24 protein-coding genes are annotated in these 23,103 nt (G+C 43.5%); 17 read left to right on the plus strand and 7 right to left on the minus strand.

Going from position 1 to position 23,103, the window contains the following annotated elements:
• Positions 1-220 precede the first annotated feature (220 nt).
• Together ACOMA8_RS09100 and ACOMA8_RS09105 are read right to left on the minus strand one after the other, a co-directional pair.
• Positions 221-1,969, minus strand: a complete 1,749-nt coding sequence (locus ACOMA8_RS09100; protein ID WP_421370185.1) for a sensor histidine kinase — start codon at positions 1,967-1,969, stop codon at positions 221-223.
• Between the two features lie 2 nt (positions 1,970-1,971).
• The gene (locus tag ACOMA8_RS09105) at positions 1,972-2,709 is read right to left on the minus strand and encodes a response regulator transcription factor (RefSeq protein ID WP_161900145.1); all 738 of its coding nucleotides are present in this window, start codon (positions 2,707-2,709) and stop codon (positions 1,972-1,974) included.
• A 238-nt stretch (positions 2,710-2,947) separates the two neighbouring features.
• Here ACOMA8_RS09105 and ACOMA8_RS09110 point away from each other — a divergent pair, with 238 nt between their 5' ends.
• From ACOMA8_RS09110 to ACOMA8_RS09145, 8 genes are all read left to right on the plus strand, one after another.
• The gene (locus ACOMA8_RS09110) at positions 2,948-3,412 is read left to right on the plus strand and encodes a 2-thiouracil desulfurase family protein (RefSeq protein WP_161900144.1); all 465 of its coding nucleotides are present in this window, start codon (positions 2,948-2,950) and stop codon (positions 3,410-3,412) included.
• A gap of 55 nt (positions 3,413-3,467) precedes the next feature.
• Positions 3,468-3,806 carry a putative DNA-binding protein gene (locus ACOMA8_RS09115; protein WP_161900143.1) on the plus strand — a complete coding sequence of 113 codons (339 nt, stop codon included), beginning with the start codon at positions 3,468-3,470 and terminating at the stop codon, positions 3,804-3,806.
• A 15-nt stretch (positions 3,807-3,821) separates the two neighbouring features.
• Complete coding sequence (gene ffh, locus ACOMA8_RS09120) at positions 3,822-5,234, plus strand: signal recognition particle protein (protein WP_421370188.1); 1,413 nt, start codon at positions 3,822-3,824, stop codon at positions 5,232-5,234.
• A gap of 392 nt (positions 5,235-5,626) precedes the next feature.
• Complete coding sequence (locus ACOMA8_RS09125) at positions 5,627-9,106, plus strand: SpaA isopeptide-forming pilin-related protein (protein ID WP_421370190.1); 3,480 nt, start codon at positions 5,627-5,629, stop codon at positions 9,104-9,106.
• A gap of 566 nt (positions 9,107-9,672) precedes the next feature.
• Complete coding sequence (locus ACOMA8_RS09130) at positions 9,673-9,936, plus strand: DUF3923 family protein (protein ID WP_421370192.1); 264 nt, start codon at positions 9,673-9,675, stop codon at positions 9,934-9,936.
• Positions 9,937-10,393: 457 nt separating this feature from the next.
• Positions 10,394-11,914 (plus strand): Lsa family ABC-F type ribosomal protection protein, encoded by a 1,521-nt coding sequence (locus tag ACOMA8_RS09135; protein WP_421370194.1) that lies wholly within the window; start codon positions 10,394-10,396, stop codon positions 11,912-11,914.
• Positions 11,914-12,459, plus strand: a complete 546-nt coding sequence (locus ACOMA8_RS09140; protein ID WP_421370196.1) for a GNAT family N-acetyltransferase — start codon at positions 11,914-11,916, stop codon at positions 12,457-12,459. The genes ACOMA8_RS09135 and ACOMA8_RS09140 overlap by 1 nt, the downstream gene beginning before the upstream one ends.
• Complete coding sequence (locus ACOMA8_RS09145; protein WP_202622212.1) at positions 12,456-12,974, plus strand: GNAT family N-acetyltransferase; 519 nt, start codon at positions 12,456-12,458, stop codon at positions 12,972-12,974. The genes ACOMA8_RS09140 and ACOMA8_RS09145 overlap by 4 nt, the downstream gene beginning before the upstream one ends.
• A 260-nt stretch (positions 12,975-13,234) precedes the next feature.
• On the opposite strand, the gene ACOMA8_RS09150 is transcribed toward ACOMA8_RS09145, so the two are convergent.
• Positions 13,235-14,038: an HAD-IIB family hydrolase gene (locus ACOMA8_RS09150; RefSeq protein WP_421370198.1), complete on the minus strand. Its 804-nt coding sequence runs from the start codon at positions 14,036-14,038 to the stop codon at positions 13,235-13,237.
• A 79-nt stretch (positions 14,039-14,117) separates the two neighbouring features.
• The gene (locus ACOMA8_RS09155) at positions 14,118-14,735 is read right to left on the minus strand and encodes a DNA-3-methyladenine glycosylase I (RefSeq protein ID WP_421370200.1); all 618 of its coding nucleotides are present in this window, start codon (positions 14,733-14,735) and stop codon (positions 14,118-14,120) included.
• A 122-nt stretch (positions 14,736-14,857) separates the two neighbouring features.
• On the opposite strand from ACOMA8_RS09155, the gene ACOMA8_RS09160 reads away from it, so the two are divergent.
• From ACOMA8_RS09160 to ACOMA8_RS09175, 4 genes are all read left to right on the plus strand, one after another.
• Positions 14,858-15,244: a GntR family transcriptional regulator gene (locus ACOMA8_RS09160; protein ID WP_421370202.1), complete on the plus strand. Its 387-nt coding sequence runs from the start codon at positions 14,858-14,860 to the stop codon at positions 15,242-15,244.
• On the plus strand, positions 15,241-16,122 hold the full coding sequence (locus ACOMA8_RS09165; protein WP_421370204.1) for an ATP-binding cassette domain-containing protein: 882 nt from the start codon (positions 15,241-15,243) through the stop codon (positions 16,120-16,122). The genes ACOMA8_RS09160 and ACOMA8_RS09165 overlap by 4 nt, the downstream gene beginning before the upstream one ends.
• Before the next feature lie 15 nt (positions 16,123-16,137).
• The gene (locus ACOMA8_RS09170) at positions 16,138-17,409 is read left to right on the plus strand and encodes a hypothetical protein (protein ID WP_421370206.1); all 1,272 of its coding nucleotides are present in this window, start codon (positions 16,138-16,140) and stop codon (positions 17,407-17,409) included.
• Positions 17,410-17,694: 285 nt separating this feature from the next.
• Positions 17,695-18,717, plus strand: a complete 1,023-nt coding sequence (locus ACOMA8_RS09175; protein ID WP_421370208.1) for a glycoside hydrolase family 18 protein — start codon at positions 17,695-17,697, stop codon at positions 18,715-18,717.
• Positions 18,718-18,949: 232 nt separating this feature from the next.
• Here ACOMA8_RS09175 and ACOMA8_RS09180 read toward each other — a convergent pair whose 3' ends face one another.
• From ACOMA8_RS09180 to ACOMA8_RS09190, 3 genes are all read right to left on the minus strand, one after another.
• On the minus strand, positions 18,950-19,504 hold the full coding sequence (locus ACOMA8_RS09180; protein WP_161900130.1) for an NADPH-dependent FMN reductase: 555 nt from the start codon (positions 19,502-19,504) through the stop codon (positions 18,950-18,952).
• A gap of 114 nt (positions 19,505-19,618) precedes the next feature.
• Positions 19,619-19,843: a helix-turn-helix domain-containing protein gene (locus tag ACOMA8_RS09185; RefSeq protein WP_421370210.1), complete on the minus strand. Its 225-nt coding sequence runs from the start codon at positions 19,841-19,843 to the stop codon at positions 19,619-19,621.
• Between the two features lie 12 nt (positions 19,844-19,855).
• Entirely contained in the window at positions 19,856-20,398 is a 543-nt protein-coding gene (locus ACOMA8_RS09190; RefSeq protein WP_421370212.1) for a hypothetical protein, read from the minus strand.
• Between the two features lie 266 nt (positions 20,399-20,664).
• Between ACOMA8_RS09190 and rpsP the strand changes: the two genes are divergently transcribed.
• The 5 genes from rpsP (at position 20,665) to ACOMA8_RS09215 (ending at position 23,055) form a co-directional block, all read left to right on the plus strand.
• Complete coding sequence (gene rpsP, locus ACOMA8_RS09195) at positions 20,665-20,937, plus strand: 30S ribosomal protein S16 (protein ID WP_161869595.1); 273 nt, start codon at positions 20,665-20,667, stop codon at positions 20,935-20,937.
• 11 nt (positions 20,938-20,948) lie between these two features.
• The gene (locus ACOMA8_RS09200; protein WP_161900127.1) at positions 20,949-21,194 is read left to right on the plus strand and encodes a KH domain-containing protein; all 246 of its coding nucleotides are present in this window, start codon (positions 20,949-20,951) and stop codon (positions 21,192-21,194) included.
• Positions 21,195-21,463: 269 nt separating this feature from the next.
• Positions 21,464-21,715, plus strand: coding sequence for a hypothetical protein (locus ACOMA8_RS09205; RefSeq protein WP_161900126.1), 252 nt, complete (start codon positions 21,464-21,466; stop codon positions 21,713-21,715).
• Between the two features lie 151 nt (positions 21,716-21,866).
• Positions 21,867-22,118, plus strand: a complete 252-nt coding sequence (locus tag ACOMA8_RS09210; protein WP_421370215.1) for a hypothetical protein — start codon at positions 21,867-21,869, stop codon at positions 22,116-22,118.
• 70 nt (positions 22,119-22,188) lie between these two features.
• On the plus strand, positions 22,189-23,055 hold the full coding sequence (locus ACOMA8_RS09215) for a hypothetical protein (protein WP_421370216.1): 867 nt from the start codon (positions 22,189-22,191) through the stop codon (positions 23,053-23,055).
• Positions 23,056-23,103: the final 48 nt, after the last annotated feature.

Raw genomic sequence — 23,103 nt, forward strand, 5'->3', positions numbered from 1 at the left:
TTCAAAAATAGGAAGTCTGCGACAAACTCTGCCTTCTGTCGTCTTTCACTCATTCAAGAGTACGAAGCGCCACATGAATATAGCTGGTGGAAATTTGGCACTTCTTTGCCAGCTGATAAGACCAAACAGCCGAAGCCTCTGTTGTGTCGACTAAACAAATAGTCGTCTACAAGGAGGCTTCGGCTGTTTCAGTTCATGGATAGGGAGCAATTGTCGCTACTTACTGGTGAGGCACATTTCGCGGCAAAAGGACAGTAAAGCGCGAACCCACACCGGGATGACTGTCTAATTTGACACTGCCGCCTAGAGATTCGGTGTAATCTTTTACGATTGCTAAGCCCAAACCAGTACCACCAGAATGACGGGCGCGAGCTTTATCAACACGATAAAAGCGCTCAAAGATTCGTGCTTGGTCCTCTTGTTCAATCCCAATTCCCTGGTCCTGAACACTGAGCTTCAAGGCACCTGTCGGAGTTTCTTCCCAATGAAGAAGTACTTCGCTTTTTTGCGGAGAATACTGGATGGCATTTTCCACTAGGTTTTTGACAATGGGGTAAAACAATTCCCGACTGGTGTACCAGGTTTCCGGAGCGTCCCCTTCAAAGCGCAGCTGAACCTGTTTTTCCGCTAACAAATGCCGAAAACTTTCCTGCAGCTGTTCAAAGATCGTCGCTAACTTCAAGGGCTGCAGTTCATAGCTCGGCGGGTTATCGGTTTTAGACAATTGAATAATTTCTTTAATCAGACGCTCCAAACGCCGGGCATCCTGTTGCATGATTTGCAAAAATTCGCGGGTGGTGTCAGGGTCTGCCATTGCGCCATCCAGTAATGTCTCCGTGAAGCCAATTAGTGAAGTGACTGGCGTTTTTAGTTCGTGAGAAACATTGCCCACGAAGTCTTTCTGCATTTTTTCCAGTTGACGAATGCGAGTCAGATCATAAGAAATCCCCATCAACTGTTGCTGCTCGTTGAATAGACGCAAATTGATATCCAGTACTTTTTCTTCTGGTAACTTCAATTTCAGTTCTTCTTGTAGTACGGGCTGTTGCGGGCTTACTCTGTAAATCAGTTGAATCAAAGAAGGGTCCTTGATAATTGCCGCAAATTCTGAAGGCAGTTGCAGCTTTCCGTAAAGTCCCAATTGTTCTTTCATCGTAGGATTCATCATGATTAGCTGTTTTTGATCATCTAAAATAAAGACGCCAATCATCAATTCATTTAACAAGGTGTGCAACTGATTTTCAGTAGCTGTGTAAGCTTGGTAGGTCTCAGTCAGCTGTTCACTGAGCTTGTTGATGGTTTGATACAACTCTTGCCATTGAGGCGAAGTCTGCATAATCAGTTCAGTCTTTTCCGGTTGAGCTACCATTTTTTTTAGGACAGGCAGGATTTTTTCAATTGGCCGATTTTTCTGTCGTAAAAAATGCAAAATCAACAGTGTAATCAGTAGGCAGAGGACACTATAGACGACAAAGATAGAGCGGCGTACCCCGCCAGATGCGGCCATGAAGCCAGCCGTGGGTTCAGCGATACGGAGAATCTTGTCTAATTGGCCGTCTACTGTAATCGGGAGTGCCACATACAATAGTTCCTGATCCAACGTATCACTTTCTCGTAAGGAGACGCCCAGTTTGCCACCTTGCAATACCGTTTTGACTTCCGGTCGATCACTACGAGTGCCTTGCAGGGTTGGATCAAAGGTATCGTGAAGGATGTTTCCCTTCCCATCCAGAAGGGTCACTCGTTCACCAGAGGCCGTTACATAGTCTTCGCTGAGGTGTGCCAAGTCTTCTTGGCTGACAGGGGTTTTTGCCATTCGAATCAGCAGTTCCCCTTTTTTTTCCAGATAATCTTGTTGTTGACTTAAGACCTGTCGTTGGTAAAAACCGCCAATCAACTGCCAAGCACCAGCAAAGATCAGCAATAGGACTGTCAGCCAGGCCAAATATTCACCGTAGTGCTTTTTCATGTTCATAGACTCGCTTTCGGTTCTTGAAACTTGTAACCGAAGCCGCGAACCGTCACCAGGTATTCCGGATTTTTAGGATCTTTTTCAATCTTTTCCCGTAAATGTGACACATGGACATCCACGATTCGGCTCTGTCCGGCAAAATCGAAATTCCAGATGCGATCTAAAAGGGTATCCCGATCAATTACCCGATCTTTGCGCTTCATGAAGTAGACCAGCAATTCGAACTCTTTGGGGGTAAGGAAAATCGGCTCATCGGCTACCCGTACTTCGAAATTATCGAGATCCGCCGTGATGGCACCAATGGTTAGCTGTTCATTTTTTTCATCAATCATTTCTTTCTTATCGGCGTTGTCGCTTTCTGCAGCTTTTCGAGGTTGCAAACGGCGAAAAATGGCTTTCATCCGCGCAGAAACCTCTCGTGGACTGAACGGCTTGGTCAGGTAATCATCAGCCCCGATTTCAAGCCCTAAGATCCGATCGATGGTATCATCCTTTGCTGTCAGCAGCAGAATCGGTGTTTCGACTTTCTCCTGCCGCAGCTTTTTGGTAATCTCCATACCATCTAGGCCCGGCAGCATGATATCTAATATAATAAAATCAAAATGATTGGTGAGAGCTAGCTGAAGACCGGTGGTTCCGTCGGTGGCACTAGTTACTTGATAGCCCTCTTTTTCCAAATTGAAGGTCAAAAGGGTCACGATTGAGGGTTCGTCGTCTACGATCAATACTTTTTTCATAATTGCTCCTTTAAAGATGTTCTTATGGGCGCAGCAACCGGTCATTACCGCCAGTAGTATAAAAGTACAAAGAGGTCAACAATGGCCGGAATTGTTTGCTTTCATTCTAGCATAGAATCCAGACTGCTACTATTTTAGCCGCTGAAAAAATGCTATAATGGCAACTGAAGTTTCGTGTTTTTGAAAGTATGTTGAAGGGTATCAATGTAGTAGACAATTCAGAAAAGGAGCCGATGCAATGATCGGAATCAGCGCCTGTCTTGGTGGAATCTGTTGTCGCTATGACGGTGGCACACAAAAAATCAGCGAGTTGGCCGCATTGGTGTCAGAGCAAAAAGCCCTGTTGATTTGTCCAGAGGTTTTAGGCGGCTTGTCCACCCCTCGCCAGCCGGCAGAGATTATTGGTGGGGACGGTTTTGCGGTCTGGCAGGGAACTGCTAAAGTCGTCGATACGGCGGGAAAGGATGTCACCGAAGCCTTCAAAGCTGGCGCCGTCAACGCACTCGCTCAGTTGCAAAAACTGGGAATCAATCGACTTATTTTAAAAGAACGCAGCCCTTCTTGCGGTAGTCAGATGATCTATGATGGGAGTTTTTCTGGAACCAAGATCACTGGTGTGGGTGTAGCCACCGCATTGTTTCAACAAAATGGGCTGCAAGTTTATTCAGAAGAAAATTGGCAGCAGGCTTTGACAGAAAGCTGAGACTTCCCAATGCACAGCGGCAAGTATCAAAGAATTCACTTAAGGAGTTGGCGCAATGGAAATTGAGAAAACCAACCGGATGAACGCGTTGTTTGAGTTTTACTCCACGCTCTTGACGGAAAAACAGATGAACTATATGGAACTGTATTACGCCGATGATTTTTCATTAGGTGAGATTGCGGAAGAATTTCAGGTGAGTCGGCAGGCGGTTTATGATAATATTAAAAGGACCGAAAAAATTCTGGAAGACTATGAGCGCAAGTTGCATCTCTTCTCAGATTACATCGTACGAGGAGAAGTCTTGGAGGAGCTGTCCAGCTATTTGCAAGAGCAGTATCCCAATGATGCGACCTTGACCAACTTTGTGGAAAAGATTCAGGAAATCGACGAATAAAGGAATGAACACACTATGGCATTTGAGAGTTTAACAGAACGTTTACAGTCGGCCATGAGCCGTTTACGTAAAAAAGGAAAAGTAAGTGAAGCTGACGTTAAGGAAATGATGCGGGAGATCCGCTTGGCATTGTTGGAAGCCGACGTCAATTTACAAGTAGTCAAAGAATTTACTAAAAATGTTCGGGAGCGGGCAGTCGGTTCGGAAGTATTGGACAGCTTGTCCCCTGCACAGCAGATTGTCAAAATCGTCAATGAAGAGCTGACTAAGACATTAGGGGAAGAAACAGTTCCGCTGAATAAATCACCGAAGATCCCGACAGTCATCATGATGGTGGGGCTGCAAGGGGCCGGGAAAACTACCTTTGCCGGGAAATTGGCTAATCAGCTAATCAAGACAGAAAATGCGCGTCCGCTCATGATTGCAGGCGACGTATATCGTCCGGCGGCCATTGACCAATTAAAAGTATTGGGCCAGCAACTGGATGTGCCCGTCTTTGATATGGGAACCGAGGTCAGCCCGGTGGAAATCGTTCGCCAAGGGATGGCTTTGGCTCAAGAAAAGAAAAATGACTATGTCTTGATCGATACGGCAGGACGACTGCACATTGATGAAGCTTTGATGGATGAATTAAAGCAGATCAAAGAAATCGCTCAACCGGATGAAATCTTGTTGGTAGTTGATGCTATGACCGGTCAAGATGCGGTCAATGTAGCCGATAGCTTCAATCAGCAGTTGGGGATTACCGGGGTTGTCATCACCAAATTGGATGGTGATACCCGAGGCGGTGCGGCTCTGTCCATTCGTCAAGTCACCGGTGCGCCGATTAAATTTACCGGTACCGGCGAAAAACTCACCGATCTGGAAGTGTTCCACCCAGACCGGATGGCCAGCCGTATTTTGGGAATGGGGGACATGCTGACCCTGATCGAAAAAGCCCAACAAGAATACGATGAAAAGCAAGCGGAAGAACTGGCCCGCAAAATGAAGGAAAACTCTTTTGACTTCAATGACTTTATCGAACAGATGGATCAGGTTCAAAACATGGGCCCGCTGGAAGATTTGATCAAGATGATTCCGGGAATGAGTCAGATTCCAGGTATCGAGAATGTCAAAGTCGATCCGAAATTGCTGGCACGACAAAAAGCTATCGTGTTGTCCATGACCACAGCAGAGCGGGAAAATCCAGATCTGTTGAATCCAAGTCGTCGCCGACGGATTGCTGCCGGCTCAGGCAACTCAGTGGTGGATGTCAATCGTTTCATCAAGCAGTTCAAAGAAAGCCAAAAAATGATGCAGCAAATGTCTAAAGGGAGTATGCCAGCAGGAATGGATCAAATGTTTGGCACTGGTGTTAAAGGCAAGCTGGGTAAAATGGCCATGAACCGCATGGTGAAAAAGAACAAGAAAAAGAAAAAACGCAAATAAGCAAAGGTAGGGGCTGTGACAATAGTTGTGTCACTGTCCTGTGAACCGAACAATACCAAACGTGAAACGCAAGCAAAAGAGAAGTCACTTCCATTATTTTTAATGGAAGTGACTTCTCTTTTCATTGTTAAAAATTTCAAAATACTTTTTTATTAATTGTGGTTAAACATCCGCTGTTTAGCGCTTGGAAATTGCTTAGATCACATTCCCTTTGTTGTTAATGTGACAATTTTACGCTAGTCCTGCCTTGACTGCAATCTCTAATCTGGAGATGAAAAGATTCCACGGACAACCTGAAAATTTAAACGGAGTGGCAGCCATAGTTGGGCCGATTTCATTTGTTTGTAAGATCATTTTATTGATGATATGCTCGATTTAAAGGGGGCTTTATAATGAAGAAAATGATTCGAAGGTTAGGGAAAATTCTTTTTGCCGGAACACTTATCTTACCCATTTTCTTATCTGTTGTTTTTTCCAGTTCTTCGTGGGCTGCAGACGTCGGGTTAAAACTGGCCTTTGACCCGCTACCAACCAACGTAGCCGACCAAGGAAAACTAGTGATTTCTGCTACAGATCCTGAAGCGGTGACGGTTGAAGTAACACCTGCTACCGGATTTGATTTACAAAAAATGAAAGCTGAGGCGGGAACTGTAACTTATCAGTATCTAGCAAAGAAAGCCGGAAAATACACTGTGACAGCGATACAAAATATCGCAGGTAAAAAAGAGACTAAGGCCGTGACTGTGACTATTGCAGCAGTTGCTTCTCTGACTACAGCAACAATAGAGTCGAAAATGTCTGCTGCTTCCACGACTAAAACTACTGGAACGGACACTAGCGGGACAACTTCGAGTGTGTCAACCACAGAAAGTACCGCCACTGAGACAAGTAAAGCTGTGGTGCCGCAAAGAGCTAGTAAAGCTGTCAAAGGAAATCCAGTGTTGGAACTGCCGGCAGAAGACGACGACAAGCTGGGGAATCTTTGGGACTATAATGCGTATCTAACCGGGCAGCATTCTGCTAACCTTGCCGATACAGAAGGAGCGCTGGCTGTTAAAGGAGATAGTGTTTTTCCCGATGATTTGCAAACTTTTACTTACGGCGCTTCGTTTCGAGAAGTAAATACAACCATCGGGGACCCCATTAGAGATGACCAATACGTAAACGTCTTAATCGGTGGAAAAATTGACAACCGTGCCACTAATGACTGGGTAAAACCAGTAGTAGAAAACCGAACCACCAACGGAAAGACACAAGGTTGGTTAGTCGGGCGCATGAATATGAGTGATTGGATTTACAAAAATTTAGGCGAGTGGTTCTCTGCTATCGCCTATAAAGCAAGTGATGATCTCATTGATGGTGCTTTTGCCAAATTACAGGAACAAGAAGATCAAATGGTAAAAAAACTCGATTACTTGACCAGTGAATTAGGGGAAAAGGTTTATGATAAAGACAGCATCCAGCTATATGCCTCTACCAATGATCCAAAAGTGCTAGTGTTAAAGCTGGCCAATGAACAAGATCCTCTAGAAATCAAGACATTGCCGATTCCCGCAGAGTTTTTGCAAGGGGATCGCTACAAGCAGATTATCGTTAATTCCAATGCAACAAAAATCGTCATGAATGGTACTAGTATCGCCGGAGCTGTCCAACAGGATGCCAGTACTTATAGCCAATTGGCAAGCAAAGTTTCTTTTTACTTACCAAATGCGCAAAGTATCACCAACTATGTCGAAGATGACGGCAGCTATCCGGATACTTCATTACCTGGAATCAATGAAAATGGCGCCGATAATTACGGAAAAGACAATGGAAAAAACTATTACCATAGCTTTACCATTGGCAGTGTTATCGCACCACAGGCAACTGTTGTTTACCATTCAGGAAGCATTAATGGCTATGTTTTCGTTAAAAATCTTCACCAACGAGACGGCATGGAAATCCACAATTTCTACAATCCATGGCTACCAGAAATCGATCAAGAAAAAGATGGCGAAGTGCACTTGTACAAAGAAGACAGTGAGACAAAGGACGCATTGGCTGGTGCCGAATTCGGTATTCGTGCCAAGGGAGAAACCAACTTTATCGCCGTACAAGTAACGGATACCAAAGGGAATTTAACTTTTAGCAACCTTGATTATGGAGAGTATGAGATTATTGAAACGAAAGCGCCCACTGGCTACGAGTTATCCAGCGAAATCCATGAAGTAACGATTGATGAAGACGCTCCCTCCTTTAGTATAACCTTAGAAAATCAGCAAAAAGCAGTTGAAAAAGTGGCAATTACTATCCATAAAAGTGATGCCAATAGCCACAATGATTTAGCTGGTGCAGTTTTTGGTTTGCGAGGCTTACGAGAACACGAATTTGTCAAAGTAAAAACAGACGCAGAGGGCAATGCCCAATTTGCCGGGCTTGATGCGGGCTACTATGAGGTGGTCGAATTAGAAGCACCGGATGGCTACCAACTCGATCCCCATACTCAAATTATCTATGTAGGCGAGCAAGGAGAAAGAAAAGTTGTCGAAGTTACCAATCAACCACAGGAAACCAAAAAAGGAACGATCCAACTAACCAAAATTGATGGCGAAACTGGAGAACCCTTAGCCGGTGTGGAATTTGGCGTTAGAGAATTTGGTCAGCATGAATTTGTCACGAAAAAAACAGACAGCAATGGTATCGTCAAATTTTCTGATCTAAATGTCGGGGCTTTTTATACTGTCGCAGAATTAAAAACATTGGCAGGTTACGAGTTGACACCAAGACCCATAGTGGTGAAAGTCAGCGAAACTGGTCAAGATATCAATTTAGGAAATTGGAGCAATCAAAAAGGAGCAGTACAAAAAGGGGCACTGGAAATCGAAAAGACCGATCAAGACAGTGGTGCTGCCTTGAGTGGGGCCCTTTTTGGTCTACGTATGCTGGGACAAAAAGAATATATTGAAAAAGAAACCGACGCTGCAGGAAAAGTTCGTTTTGATGACCTGACTCAAGGCATTTATGAAGTTCGTGAATTGCAAGCGCCGGCTGGCTATAGTACCACTAATCTGGTGAAGAAAGTCAGCGTCGGTTACGATGAGGAAAAACCAGTAACCATAGAAAAGTGGGTCAATGTTAAAACAGCAACGCAACTGGGCAGTGGAAAGATTATTAAACTTGATGAAAACGGCGTGCCTTTAGCAGGTGCCGAATTTGCTATTCGAAACGATCATGAACAAAAATTTAGCCAAAAATCGGTAACAACCGATCAGGGAGAGGCCTATTTTGAAAACCTGCCATTTGGTAAATATGATGTTATTGAAACCAAAGCACCAAACGGCTACCAGCCTGATGGAAAGCTGTATCATTTGTATGTCAGCAACAAAGAAACTGATGAAGAAACTATAACTGTGATCAATCACAAGAAGACCACCGCCACGGGGCAAATCGCCCTTGAAAAAAGGGACAAAGACACAGGGAAAGTGATGGCCGGTGTTGTTTTCTCTTTGGAAAAAAGTGATGGTACACAAATGGCTACTTACAAAACGGATAACAACGGTCGTATTTTTATAAAAGGACTTCCTTTTGGCAGCTATCGACTGATTGAGAAAGAGACATTACCTGAGTATCAGCTGGATCCAACACCTTTGGAATTTACCATCAAGAAAGCCAATGAGACACAGGTGCTGCAGCTGCACATGGTTAACGTTAAAAAAACGTCGTCATCTTCTTCAGATACGACTGAAAAAACAACCGGAAGAAACAGCGATTCTTCAACAAGCGATAAGCCCTATCCGAAAACCGGTGAAGGCTCCACATGGTATCTCTCACTTAGCGGTATCGGCTTTTTAGCAGCCGCTCTTTATCTTTTCTATCGTAAAAAGAACAGTTAAGAGAAAAAAGAGGAAATGTGACATAAGTAACTCCCAAGTGCTAAACAACGGATATTTAACTACAATCAATAAAAAATATACGGATGAGGAAATTTTGTGACTCTCTTGATGTCTTAGTTCGAAGAGAGAACATGATCATACGTGTAAAGAGAAGTGAATGAGGCTGACTTGGCTTGATGAAATCAAGGAAAGTCAGCCTTTGAAATTTTTAGCAATGAAAAGCCGAGTATCTTCCAATGATTTTAATGGAAGATACTCGGCTTTTGGGGGCTCACATTTGGTATTGTTCGGTTCGTAGGACGGTGACTCAACTATTGTCACATTTCCCTTTCCTGAAGAAAATCTGGATGCTTCTTGCAACGGTTATTTTCAGCTTGTGAAATTTAGAGATAATTCGCTGTACATTATACTTGTGAGGATGATTGACCATCCTTTCCGAAAAATATTTTAGTAAAAATATCTCTATTTCGTAAAATGAGAAACAGATTGTAAAATGAATGTGCTATAATTTATTTATAAGAAAATGGCGGGCAATTTTGTATGCGCTTGCCAGTGGAGTGTTGATGATGAAATTCTGGCGATTAGCAAATATTTATTGGTGTGTACTGTTTTTGGCACTGGGATTTTTTGTAAGTGAATGGGACTTTGCTGAGACGGCCGCAAGAAGCAGCCAAACTTCCCGAATGTTGGCCTATGCAGTGTTGGGAATCGGTGGGGTATTGATTTTGTTTATCCAACTGGCATGGCGCTATTATTTAGCGGGAAAAGAAAAAGACAAAGGCCAAAAACAAGCTAAAGCACATTCGCTGAACCAAGGACCTAGCCACTAAGCTTTTATTAAAAGGGGTGGATACCATGCCAATACTACTGACAGCAACGGGATTTTCTACGAAAGCTGTCGCCCGTAACCTGCAACTATTTCGTTTGAAAGATGGCGAATGTTGTCTGCTACCGTATCGGTAAAGTTGGTGGATGGTGCTTGGGGGTTGTCAAATGTGTTGTTGCGTGCTAGTCTGATTACAATAAATTCGAAATGAGGGATCTTCCGTTGAAAAATTGACCAATCTGTTGAAGCTGCATTAAGACTGAGCACTTGTAAGATCAAGGACTCAGTGTGCAGATTTTCGGGATTGGCAGTGTTTTTACGGCAGGTCTTTTTTGCTTTTTTTGTGGGCAAAATAGTTGTGCCGGCCTTTCCTGAAAATAGGAAGGGCCTTTTTCGACGCTGGAATCGTCAAAAGGTCTCGTGGTGCATTAAAGAAGATGCACGTTAAAAGAGGTGATACGATGTCGACGATTGAAATCAAACATCTGACATTTGGCTACGACAATCAAGGGCAAAATATTTTTGATGATGCACAATTAGTAATCCAGTCAGACTGGAAGCTGGGGTTGGTTGGACGTAATGGCCGGGGAAAAACCACGCTGCTGAATATCTTACAAGATAAACTGCCTTATAGCGGCACAATCCGCCATCAGCTGAGCTTTACTTATTTTCCCCAACCGGTAAAAAATAAGGGGCAGCTAACTTATTACCTGTTACAAGAGTTAGCGGATTTTGAGGATTGGCAGATTCAACGGGAACTGAATCTGCTAAAAGTAGATCCGGATATTTTGTGGCGAGAATTTGCGACACTATCCGGTGGGGAACAGACAAAGGTGCTGTTGGCGCTGTTATTTGTGGATGAGGTGAATTTCCCACTGATTGACGAGCCAACCAATCACTTGGACATTGAAGCTCGAAAACAAGTAGCCGATTATCTAAAGCAAAAAAAACAAGGTTTTATTCTGGTGAGCCATGATCGGGGCTTTGTTGATGAGGTAGTGGACCATATCCTAGCCATTGAGAAGAGTCGTTTGCTGCTATATCAGGGGAACTTTTCGGTTTATGAAGATCAAAAGCAGCTGCGAGATCGCTTTGAACAGGACCAAAACCAAAAATTGAAAAAAGAAATTGGCCGTTTGAAACAGACAGCTGCGGATAAAGCGGAATGGTCCCGAGGTCGAGAGAAGGACAAATATGGCAAGGCGAATGTGAAAGGCAGCGGTGGAATTGGTGACACCGGTTTTATCGGTGCGCGAGCTGCTCGCGTGATGAAAAAAGCGAAGAATCTTGAGCGGCGGATGGAACATCAGATTTCAGAGAAAGAAGAGCTGCTGAAAGATATTGAATACATCGATCCACTAAAGATTAACTATCAACCTACCCACCATGACTTGTTGCTGAAAGTAACTGACCTGCAGCTTTCTTACGAGGAAAAGCCGTTGTTTGCACCGATTTCTTTTGAGTTATATCAAGGGCAGCGTTTAGCCATCCAAGGCGCAAATGGTTCCGGTAAATCTTCCATCATCCGCTGGCTTACAGGAGAATTTACTGGAAAAGCTACTGGCGAAATCATAAGGCCTCAACAATTAGCAATCAGCTATGTCAGACAAAATTATGAGGACAACACTGGCACGTTGCCAGAATTTGCTGAAAGCCATCAACTCAGCTATCAGGATTTGTTGAACAATTTGAAAAAGTTGGGTTTTGAACGAAGTGTGTTTCAAAATCGAATTCAGGAGATGAGTATGGGGCAACGAAAAAGAGTGGAGTTGGCCAAGTCGCTGGCAACTCCAGCGGAACTTTTCATCTGGGACGAACCATTAAATTATTTGGATGTTTTTAATCAAGAACAGTTGGAAGAAATGATCAAAACGACACAGCCGACGATGCTGCTTGTCGAGCATGATGAGGTGTTTTTAGAGCAGGTAGCGACAGAAGTTATCTATTTGAAAACTGCGGATGAATGTGAGGAGGACGTATGATGCAGGGAACAAAAATTGATCTCACCGAGTATCGGGAGGGAGACGGCAGTGATTTTGCAGTGTGGCAGTGGGATAAAAAGATGATGGCAGGAATCCCGGAAGACATCTTCCATCCTTTTCAAGAAAAAGGCTGGGGGGCGATGTTTGAAGATACCCAGAGCAACAGTGACTTTAGTTTTGTGATCCGGCGTATTGAAGATAGCCAGGCGGTAGGATTTATCACATTATCTGGTATAAAAGTCAAAAATCGCAACGGAGAGATTGGTCTGGCTATTTTAGATCCCACTAGTCGCCACAAGGGTTACGCCAAAGAGGCAATGACATTGCTTCTTGCTTTTGCTTTTGATCATATCGGATTGCACAAAGTTCGGCTGTCTGTCCATGGGTATAATGAAGAGGCGATTGCCCTTTATGAGAAACTGGGATTCATTTTGGAAGGAACAAATCGCGAGAGTATCTACCACGAAGGCAACTGGTATCCTCAGTATGATTATGGATTGCTACAAAAAGAATGGCGATCACTAAAGGGAGGCATGCAACTATGACACTGATTTTAGAAACTCCCCGCTTGCGCTTACGAAAGTGGCAACCCGGTGAAGAAGACTTGTTAGCAACATTTTTAGGGGACGACCAGGTGATGTATGCTTATGAAGGTGCCTTTAACGAAACGAAAATCGCTGAGTGGCTTCAATGGAATCTCCAGAGCTATGAGAAATATGGCTACGGACTTTGGGCAATTGAGCACAAAAGCGATGGTGCGGTAATCGGGGAGTGTGGCATCACCATGCAAACTGTAAAGGGACAAGAATTTCCGGAAATCGGCTACCATCTGATTTCCAGCGCTTGGCACCAGGGGTATATGACAGAAGCGGCTCAGGCTGTCAAAAAGTATGCGTTTGAAACACTGCAGCTGCCAGAGGTGTGTTCGACAGTCCGTGATACAAATCTGGCCTCGATGAACGTTGCTATTAGAAATGGTATGACTATCCGGGATCGCTACGTCAAACACTATCGGGGCATCGAGATGCCTCATTACTTGTTTGTTGCAAAACGAGTGTAAATGAATGATTTTCTAAAGCAGGCAGGAAATCGTCTTAATGCTGTTTTATGAAAAAAACAACCGAATACAAGCTGCAAAAGACGGCCCTCTTCCAATAATTTCAATGGAAGATAGCCGTCTTTTCATGACTAAAAAACTTCAGATACGGAGTAAGACATAACGATTGCCTTGTTTAAGATACTGAACTGTTGGCCGGTCACCATTTTGTTTTTGATTGTTTATCCGTTCCTGCGGGAAAGTGGCAATTGGCCGCTTTTAGTTCAGTCTTGCAGTGACAAAATTTGTTCGATTGTTGTCAATACGGCGTTCTCTGCATTGCTACCACAGATGTAGCGGGCGACAGCCTGAGTCTCGGGAAAACCATTACGCATGGCAAAGCTGAACTTGCCACAGGTCATCAATTCGAGGTCGTTGTAGCCGTCACCAAAAACCATCGTTTCTGCCGAGGTAACTCCTAGGATTTCTTGTAGTTTGGCAACCGTGGTTCCCTTATGAACCTGGTGATTTGTGATATCAATCCAGGCCGCTTCTGATGCAACGATGTAGGCCCGATCATCAAATTCCGCTAACTGTGGCCGAATTTCAAAAGCCCGCTCATAAGGATCAAAGAGTGTAATTTTGACAAAATCATCCGTAATTTCTTGATAGTCTTTGATTTCAGTCACATTGGTGTAGGAACCTCGAATTTTTTCTCGGCAGTTTTCTGGAGTGTCGGCAGCGATGTAAGCTGTCTGGTCTGTTCGCGCGATGATCCCGTAATCTTGATGCAAGGCGCGTAGCTTGGCGATGATGACCAGTGCCGTCTGATTGGAAAGAAGCGATTCATAGACAAACTGGCCGTTGTGCTTAATGCGGCTGGCGCTGTCACCTAAGATCCACAGGTCATCTGAGCCAACGTTCGCAAACAGTTCTTCGACTCGTTCACTTTGCTTTCCTGTGCAAGGGGCAAATGCTACCTGCTGCTTTTGCATAAGTTCACGAACTTTTTGGTAATAGACTTCATCGAAACGACTGTTAGGATCCAAGAAGGTGCCATCCAAATCGGTTATGACTAATTTAATCATGTCTTGTCCTCGTTTTTTTCTTTTATTGTAACAGCCAATGCTGCTATCCTCAGTGAAAATCGTAAAGCTGCAAGGAGATTTACGATTTTGGCAGGAATTGTTCAGTATTTTGTGAATGCGCCCAACTTGTCAGCAATTCATCGTGGCGAAAACAGTCAATCGTATGGTCATTGATGATACCGACTGCCTGCAAAAAGGCGTAGATGATGGTTGTTCCAATAAATTTGAAGCCGCGGCGTTTTAAATCTTTGCTGATAGCATCGGATAAGGGGCTATTGGCGGGTACGTCAGCTTCGGTTTCCCAATAGTTGACCTGTGGCTGACCACCAGCAAATTTCCAGAGATAATTGCTGAAGCTACCGAATTCTGCTTGGAGTTGTAAAACCTTTTGGGCATTGTTAACAGCGGCTTCAATTTTACGACGATTGCGAATGATGCCGGGATCTTCCATCAACGCGGCCACTTTTTCCGGCGTAAAAGCTGCCACCTTTTCGATTGAAAAGCCATCATAGGCGCTCTCAAAGCTTTCCCATTTGTTTAAAATCGTGTTCCAACTCAAACCAGCTTGATTCATGTCTAAGATTAGCTTGGTAAATAATTTCTGATCGTCAAATTCCGGCACCCCCCAGATCTCATCATGATAGCTCATCATTTTTTCACTGGCAGTTCCCCAGCGGCAGCGTTTCTTTTCCGTCATTTCAGTTCTCCTCCTCGGGTGGTTTTCTATAGTCTAACAAACTTTTCTCAAAAAAGATTGCAGCTTTTTTGTGTACTGTGTATAGTAGTACACGTAGAACAGTTGAAGAAAGGAGCAAGCCGATGGTGACAATCGATAAACGATCCAGTAAGCCTTATTATGAGCAACTGGTTCTGGCGGTGAAAGAAGAAGTCTTACAAGGTGTCTTAAATGCCGGCGACCGGCTGCCTTCTGTCAGAGAGATGGCAAAAATTCTCTTAATGAATCCGAATACAGTCAGTAAGGCTTATAAAGTGTTGGAGTCTGAGCAGGTGTTGGTCACAATTAAAGGCAAAGGAACTTTTGTCAATAAAGTTAGTGATCAGCCGCGGGATGAATTCAAGATTCGGCAAGTCAAAGAAAACTTTGCAGAACTGATCGTGGAAGCCATCCATTCTCAAGTGACTGAAAAGGAAATGACCAGCTGGATTCGAGACAGCTATGAAACTTTGGGAGGGATGGTGCAATGAAAGTAAACAATCTCAGAAAGCAGATGGATGATCGAATCATCATCAATCAAATTAACTTCGAGTTGTACGACAACGAAATCGTCGGGCTTATCGGTCGTAACGGCTCGGGGAAGACCACTCTTTTTCGTACTCTAGCTGGTGATTACCTGCCAGAAGCCGGCGATATCCTCATTGACGATGTTTCCATCTATCATGAGGTTTCCAAAAAAGGTGAGATTTTTTATATTGATGAGCTGGACAACTTTTTGAAAACCTATAATTTGAAAAAAATCAACAGCTTTTATCGCGCAGCATACCCTATGTTTAATCAAGATCTTTATCTGCAACTGATGAAGGAAAACCAGTTGCCGGATCATTTGAGCTATCGTCGAATGTCTAAAGGGATGCAAGGACTCTACCAGATGATTTTGGCGATTTCTTCTAGCGCAAAGTATCTGCTATTGGATGAACCTTTTGATGGGCTGGATGTTATTATTCGAAAAAAGGTCATCGGTATGTTGTTGGGACATATTGCTGGTGAACATGGTCGCTGTGCACTGATTGCTTCTCACAATTTAAAAGAGCTGGAAGATATTATTGATCGCGCCCTACTATTGAAGGGCAAAACCATCATTCGCGACTATCGTCTGGAGTCGATGCGAGAAAATGCTCGTAAGCTGCAGTTGGTTTTCAAAACCAAGAAAATACCAGATGTCGTCAAGGAAAACTCCAAACTGCTTACGCTTCAAGGCCGAGTGATTACGGCTGTTTTTGAACGTTTTACACCAGATTTAGCTGCGGCACTTCGAGAACAGGACCCACTGCTGATGGAAGAATTGCCATTGTCTTTGGAAGATCTGTTTGAAGCCAATCTCAGCAGGGAAGGTTTTATTCAATAGAAGGAAGTGAAAAAAATGGTCAAAGAAATCTATATGAAGCGCTATGGCAAAGCGCTAATTGCTATGCTGGTTCTCGTTTTAGGGTATTTCTGTTTGATGAGTTTTTCGGCAGTCCATAATTGGCATCAAAATCAAAACTGGCTTCGTAGCGAGGAACATAAAAAAGAATTTCAGGAATATCCCGAGAGTTATTCTTACAGTGATGACAAAGGAAATATCAAAGAAGTGACATTGACTTTCGATGAGTCAGTCGAGCTTGCTTCCTATTTTTTTCAAGCAGGGTACGGGAATGAAGGACCTCATGAACGACTCAAAAAGATGGCTTCAGGAAAATACGACTCCCAGGACGATTATTACAGTCAATACTTGGCAAATACAGGAATTGTCATTGTCACTCTCATCGCAATCAGTGGTTTCCTCTTGTTTTTTATCGATCAGAAGACGGCCTTCAATCGGTTTTTGTTCAGCTTGCCGGTTAGCCGGCGTCAGCTTTTTTTAGGAAAGCTGTTTTATGTCGGGCTCCCGGTACTTGCGGCCTTTCTTGTCGGCAGTCTGCTTCTAGTAGTCACCGTGAAATTAGGAATTCCGGCACCGTATATGAATGCCAGCTGGGGCGAGCTGTTCATCTCAATGGGAACCAGCTTCATGACGTGCCTGTTTGCTTTTTTGATCAGCTGCTTTATGGGGACGATGGTAGGTAACTTAGTCTTCGGACCATTGACCTATGTTGTCTTTATGTGGACCTTAATTTATCTACCACAAGGTTTTTCTCAAGTGGCGGATCTAATCAGTATGATGCGCCACGGGATTGACTATAGTTCAGAGGATATAATTTTTGGGTATCAGCAGATGCTTCCCTTTGATATCGGGAAAAATTCGGGAAACTGGCTGTTAGGAATTATAATGGTTTTTGTTGCACTATTGTGTTTAGTCTGGGCCTATCGAAAATATCAGACATTGTCTTTAGAACATGATGGTGAATTTTTATTGTATCCCGAATCTCGTTGGCCAATTTGGTTTGTGATGACTTTCTACTCAAGCTTTTATATGTTGACGGTCTTCAATCCTGTCTGGAACACATATCTCTATTCAAACTTATTGCAAGACAGCGACAGTGAAGTGGTGTGGCGCTACCCATTAGGAAGTGCCATCCGCACGACTATTCTTGTACTTGTGATTGCCGCAACGATTGCGACAGTGTTGTTGTTCTTTGGTCAGATCAGACGATTCTGCTCAGAAAAATGGCAAGCCCATTTGGAAAAGCGCGCTTTGAAAGGCCGAGGATAGCAGATAGGCAGTAATAACTGCTAGTGGCTAAAGACAATTGGTTATGGATTAAGTTCAGGATTTGATATTTCGAAAGTTTTTTAAAGCAGTGTAAAAGAGGCCGCTCTTTATGCTGCTTTTTTATTTAGAGAATAGACGTATTGAGTAGTCAATGCAGCAGCCTAGTGCCAAAAAAAATCCCACACAGTCGATCAACTTTTACATATTGAGGAAGAACTCGCATTTCTTTAAAGTGAAAATGTAATCGCTTAAAAAAATGGCATGGCCGATTTTATTGGAGGATTTATGAAAGAAATTATTGCTTATTTAGACGACAACAAAGTATGGGAGAAAGAAGACATTGCAGCAGAAAAACTGACGATCATCAACTATGCCTTTGCAAACATCATCGAGTTGGAAATCGTCCGCGAATTGAAAAAGATTCACCTGGTTAATGAATTAAAACAAGAACATCCTCATTTGCGCAGCTGTATCAGTATTGGCGGTTGGAGTGCCGATGGTTTTTCTGATGGAGTGGCGACTGCTGAAAATCGTCACGAATTGATTAAAAACTTAATCGCCTACATGGAACGCTATGATTTTGACGGTATCGACCTGGATTGGGAGTACCCGGGAATGGATCTGGCGGGCATCAAAGCATCACCGGGGGATGCCGCTAATTTTTTGAGCTTTGTCAAAGAGCTACGGGAAAAGTTAAACGAGTTGACGGCAAACAATGGGCGCAGCTATCTTTTGACAGCAGCTATCGGAGCAGCCAAACCGCTTTTGGATACCATGAGCCCTAACGAAAAGTATGAATATATTGACTATCTGGATTTTGTCAATGTGATGACTTATGACATGCGGGGGAGTTTCACTAAAATCGCCGGTCACCATACCAACTTAGCTCCCTATCAAGGTCAAGAATTGAGCGTTATGGAAGCGGTAGAAAATCTGCGGGCAAAAAATATTCCAAATGAGAAAATTATTATCGGCTGCGCATTTTACAGTCGTATCTGGCGAGGCTTCGCAGATACCCAGCATCCTGTAGGAGCCAAAGCGCAGGCAGCTGGTGGCGAGACCAACAACTACAATCAATTGAAACCTCTGTTTGACGCCCATCCGGAAAACCTTTATTGGGATGAAGAAGCCCATGCGCCGTATTATTTTGATGGGGAGCAGTTCATGTCTTTTGACGACGAACGTTCGATGAAGGAAAAAGCGGAATATGTAATGACAGAGGAGCTGCGAGGATTGATGTTCTGGGAGTATTCATTGGATTTGACAGGGGATTTACTGCGGGCTGCAGCAAACGTAATACAAGAATAATAAAGGACGATGACAGCCTTCCTGTCACCAGTTCTCTAACGATAACTTAGCAAAGGTGCACTATAAGTAAAAGACAAGCAGCTTTCCATCAAAGCATGGAAAATTGCTTGTCTTTTCGCTTGGCAATAGTTATTCGACGGACGCTAACACCACTAGTTTCTTGTTTACTAAGTTGAGGGATTTTCTTGCTGTCACTTAGAAATGAGCTGTGTCTCCGCTTTTTTTATCTAGCTTATGCTTTCAGCTTGTTGTAAAAATCAACATATTTTGTAATGATTGTGCGGAAGAAGTTAACGGTACCTTCTGCAATTACACCGTTTTCATCTACCAAATTAACGATACCGCCGATATAGGCTTCCGGCTGTTGTAAAGTTGGCATATCCAAGAAAACAAGAGATTGGCGTAAATGATGGTTGGCACCAAATCCACCGATACCACCTGGAGAAACGGAGACCACCAAGGCTGGTTTGCCGCCCCAGACGCTGGCACCATATGGGCGAGAACCCACATCCAACGCATTTTTCAGTGCAGCTGGAACCGAACGATTGTATTCAGGGGTGAAGAAGAAAATCCCATCCAGCGGAGCTACTTGGTCACGAAATGCTTGCCATTCCACCGGTACATTGTTTTCTGCATCCAGATCTTCGTTGTATAAAGGCAGATTACCAATTTCGATAAATTCTGCTTCAAATCCTGCAGGTAACAGTTCTGCAAATTTTTCTGCTACTTTTTTATTATAAGAAGCAGTGCGCAGGCTACCGACGATAAAACCGATTTTCTTTGTCATAAATGGTTCCTCCTATGTGTTTATATTTAAACAAAAAGCTTTACATTATAACTAAATTCTATCGAGATTGGAGTAAAAAAACAAAAGATATGCCTAACTGGGGTCAATGAAGATTTATTTTTCTTCATTAATAGGCGAATCAGGAACATATTCCAGGATATCTCCTGGTTGGCAGTCCAATACCCGACAAATGGCATCTAATGTAGAGAAGCGCACCGCATGGACGTGGCCGTTCTTGAGCTTTGATAAATTGACATTGGTGATCCCTACTTGCTGCGAAAGTTCGTTCAGGCTGATTTTGCGATCAGCCATCATTCGATCCAGACGAGAGATAATCATAACTTTTCCCTCCTAGACTGTTTCTTCGACTTCCTGCTGCAGATCGGCGCCATAGCGGAAGATTTCGATTAGAATAGTTAGCACAATCGCCATAAACAGTGTATTTGATAAGACGAGGGAGATGTCCAAGCCGCCGGTAAACAACCAATAAATCAGCGGCCAGACCAACAATGGCAGAAGATCAGCAACATATAGGAGTAGATTCACTTGGCGCATTTTTTTGATTAGTGGAGCAGCAAAAGGGGAGGCTCCTTCTGAAAGCAAAGCAAAATAAGAACCCGCTTGGTAATACAGAGCCATCCAAGGAGGAAGTGTAAGAATAAGTGCAAGTAGATTAGCGATTTTGTTGGTTTCGACACTACCCTCACGGAGCGGGCCAAAAGACGCATGAAAAAAGACGATACCCTGCGAGTGGGGCCGCTGGACGTTAAAACTGCTATTTTTGACAAAAAGGCTGCCAATTCCTAGTAATAGCACCAAGCAAGCAAGTGCCAATAAAACGAATAACAGAAGAGAGAGGACCTTTGACAGACGAATAATCCGTTTTTTCTTCATGAGGATCTTCCTTTCAGTACCTGGATTTTTAGATGAAACGATTGAAAGTTAAGCAGAAATTTAGTTCCTTATATCTTTAAGGATAGCTAGTCATTTTATTTTCGTCAATAATTATTTATCGATAAATGATAATTTTTGTTGGAGTTGCAAGGCAATAAATTCTAAATCAAAGCCGCTTTTTTTACCTGTAAAGAAAAAACTCTTTACACCGTCGTGAAAACCTGATAAACTACCCATTGTGAGAAAATTATATGGAGGTGTAAGTAATGGCAGTAAAAATCCGTTTGAAACGTATGGGTTCTAAAAAGAAACCTTTTTACCGTATCGTCGTAGCAGATTCTCGTTCTCCTCGTGATGGACGATTCATCGAAACTGTAGGGACCTACAACCCGTTGGTTAACCCAGCAGAAGTCGTGATTAAAGAAGATCTGGTTTTGGATTGGTTGTCTAAAGGTGCGCAACCTTCTGACACAGTTCGTAACATCTTGTCTCAACAAGGCGTTATGAAAAAACATCACGAAGCTAAGTTTACGAAATAAGGTGCCGGCCTATGACTGATTTAAGAGATTTAGTCTTGACGATCGTACGTCCGCTGGTTACTGAACCGGATCAAGTGAACCTGGAAATCGTCGAATCCGATGAATTTTTCGAGTATAACTTGACCGTCGCGCCGGAAGATATTGGTCGCATCATTGGCAAACAAGGTCGGGTCGCGAAAGCCATTCGGACAATTGTTTACGGTGTGCGGACAGACGGCCCCAAAAAGGTTCGTCTGAATATCCTTGACGGCAAATAATACTAATGAACACCGCTCTTCTTCGGAAAGCGGTGTTTTTTTGTTATCAGATTCTTATCCAACTACAACTTCTCAGCCTATCGGGTTGCCAAGGAATACTTGAAAATCCGCAAAAAACGCCGAGAAATTTCTCATAGTCTTGAAGAGCTGTTTTACTCAGTCGCGACTTGTGGTAATCTAGGAAAAGATTTAGGAAACCTGCGTCGATTGGGGAATTGCGGGCGCTTCTGTTGCAAGTGAAAGGTTCTGGAGAATAAGGGGGATAACGGATGTTAACTGTTGTTTTGGTCATCCTCATCGTCTGTGCACTGGTGGCAGTGATGAAGTATGCGAAATTTTTATGGCGTATGATAGGATTGGTTGCCGCAATCCTGCTGATCTGGTTGTATAAAGAAGATATCGTGACTTGGTTCAGCCAATCGGTGGCTGGGGATGGCTTGATGAGCTTTATGACAGATGTTTCGACTACCACCAAGCATGTTTTGGATAAAGTACTTTATGGACTGGGCGATCTAATTTGATCCCCCGGTTTTTTGTTGAGAAAAAGCTTCCTGAGGCGATCCTGTTCAGCTTACCTGCTGATTTTCAGTCTTAGGACCCATGAAAGCCGCAGCTTTTTACGAGATAATTAGTGAAGACAGCGAGTCTCAGTAAAAAAGAGGAAGTGAGCTCATGGAACAGATTATCGCAGTAATCGTTATTCTGGCTATTATCATCGGTATCATTAAAGTTGGCTCATTTTTGTGGCGACTAATCGGCATTGCTTTTGCACTGTTTTTAATTTGGATCTATCGTGACGATTTGAGCAACTGGTTCAACACAGTAACCACTGAAGGGAATTTGCAGCAGTGGCTGACACAAGCTGGTAATTTTGTGAAACAGACCATCCACACTGTTGGTGACTGGTTTGGGGAACTCTTGTAAGAAGCGCATTCTATTTGTCTTTTTTTCTTGTAAGGATTACCCTTAAATAAAGAAAACGAGGTGAAGGGTAATGAAAAAGAGTGTTTTTTTATTAATAGGGGTGCTCCTCTTGTCCGCCTGTGGTCATCCAGGGGAAACCGCGAAGTCTTCCGCGAGTTCAGCGACAGAAACGACCAAATCCCAAGCTACCGGCTCCACGAAGCAGACTACTGAAAAAACAAGCAGTGACATGGCGACAGCTAGCAGCACCACCAGCTCTACGACAACAAGTTCTGGTAAGTCAAGTACCGCCAGTTCCAGCAAGTCTTCAGAAGAGAGCTCAGCTGCCAATGCCACACCGGATGCATTCAAGGAGCTAAAGCAGCACTTTGCAGACGTCGTCATGCCTTCTGCGATTCCTCATGCTGGCGGCAGCTATCTGAATATTGCCAGTACCGGCGATAAAGATAATTTTAGTATTCTGTATTATGCGATGGACCAGCCGCTGATCATGAATCACAAGGACCTCAACCATGAGAAACCCTTTGCGTCTTTCAAGAAGACCACCTATCAAACTGTCGGACAGGCCAAAGATGCGGTCAATTATGTCTATGACGACGGCGGTAAAAAGGTCGATCTCGGACACAATATCGCCGGTTATATGCAAGGTGCAGCAGGCTCTTCTTACCTCAACTGGAAAGAAGGCAATTGGGCGCTCACCGTTCGAGCCAGCAATGTAGAAGGACAAGATCCCGTTCCCACTGCCAAAGAAGTCGTCGAATACCTGGAAAAAGCCTTTTTGCCGGTACCAAAATCAGTGGGGATGATTACTATTGATTTGGCTAATGAAGAATATGATGCAGTTAGTGTGATTTGGCAGAAAGATGAGATTGTGTACACAGTCACCAATCAGGAACCATTGGCAGCAGTACAAATGGCGGTTTCTACTACCCATTGAATTAGAATATTTTTTTAAAGTTACAGAAAACCTTAAAAATTTAAGGTT

The sequence above is a fragment of the Enterococcus infantis genome, from assembly GCF_049166715.1.
GTDB classification, from domain to species: Bacteria; Bacillota; Bacilli; order Lactobacillales; family Enterococcaceae; genus Enterococcus_C; species Enterococcus_C leclercqii.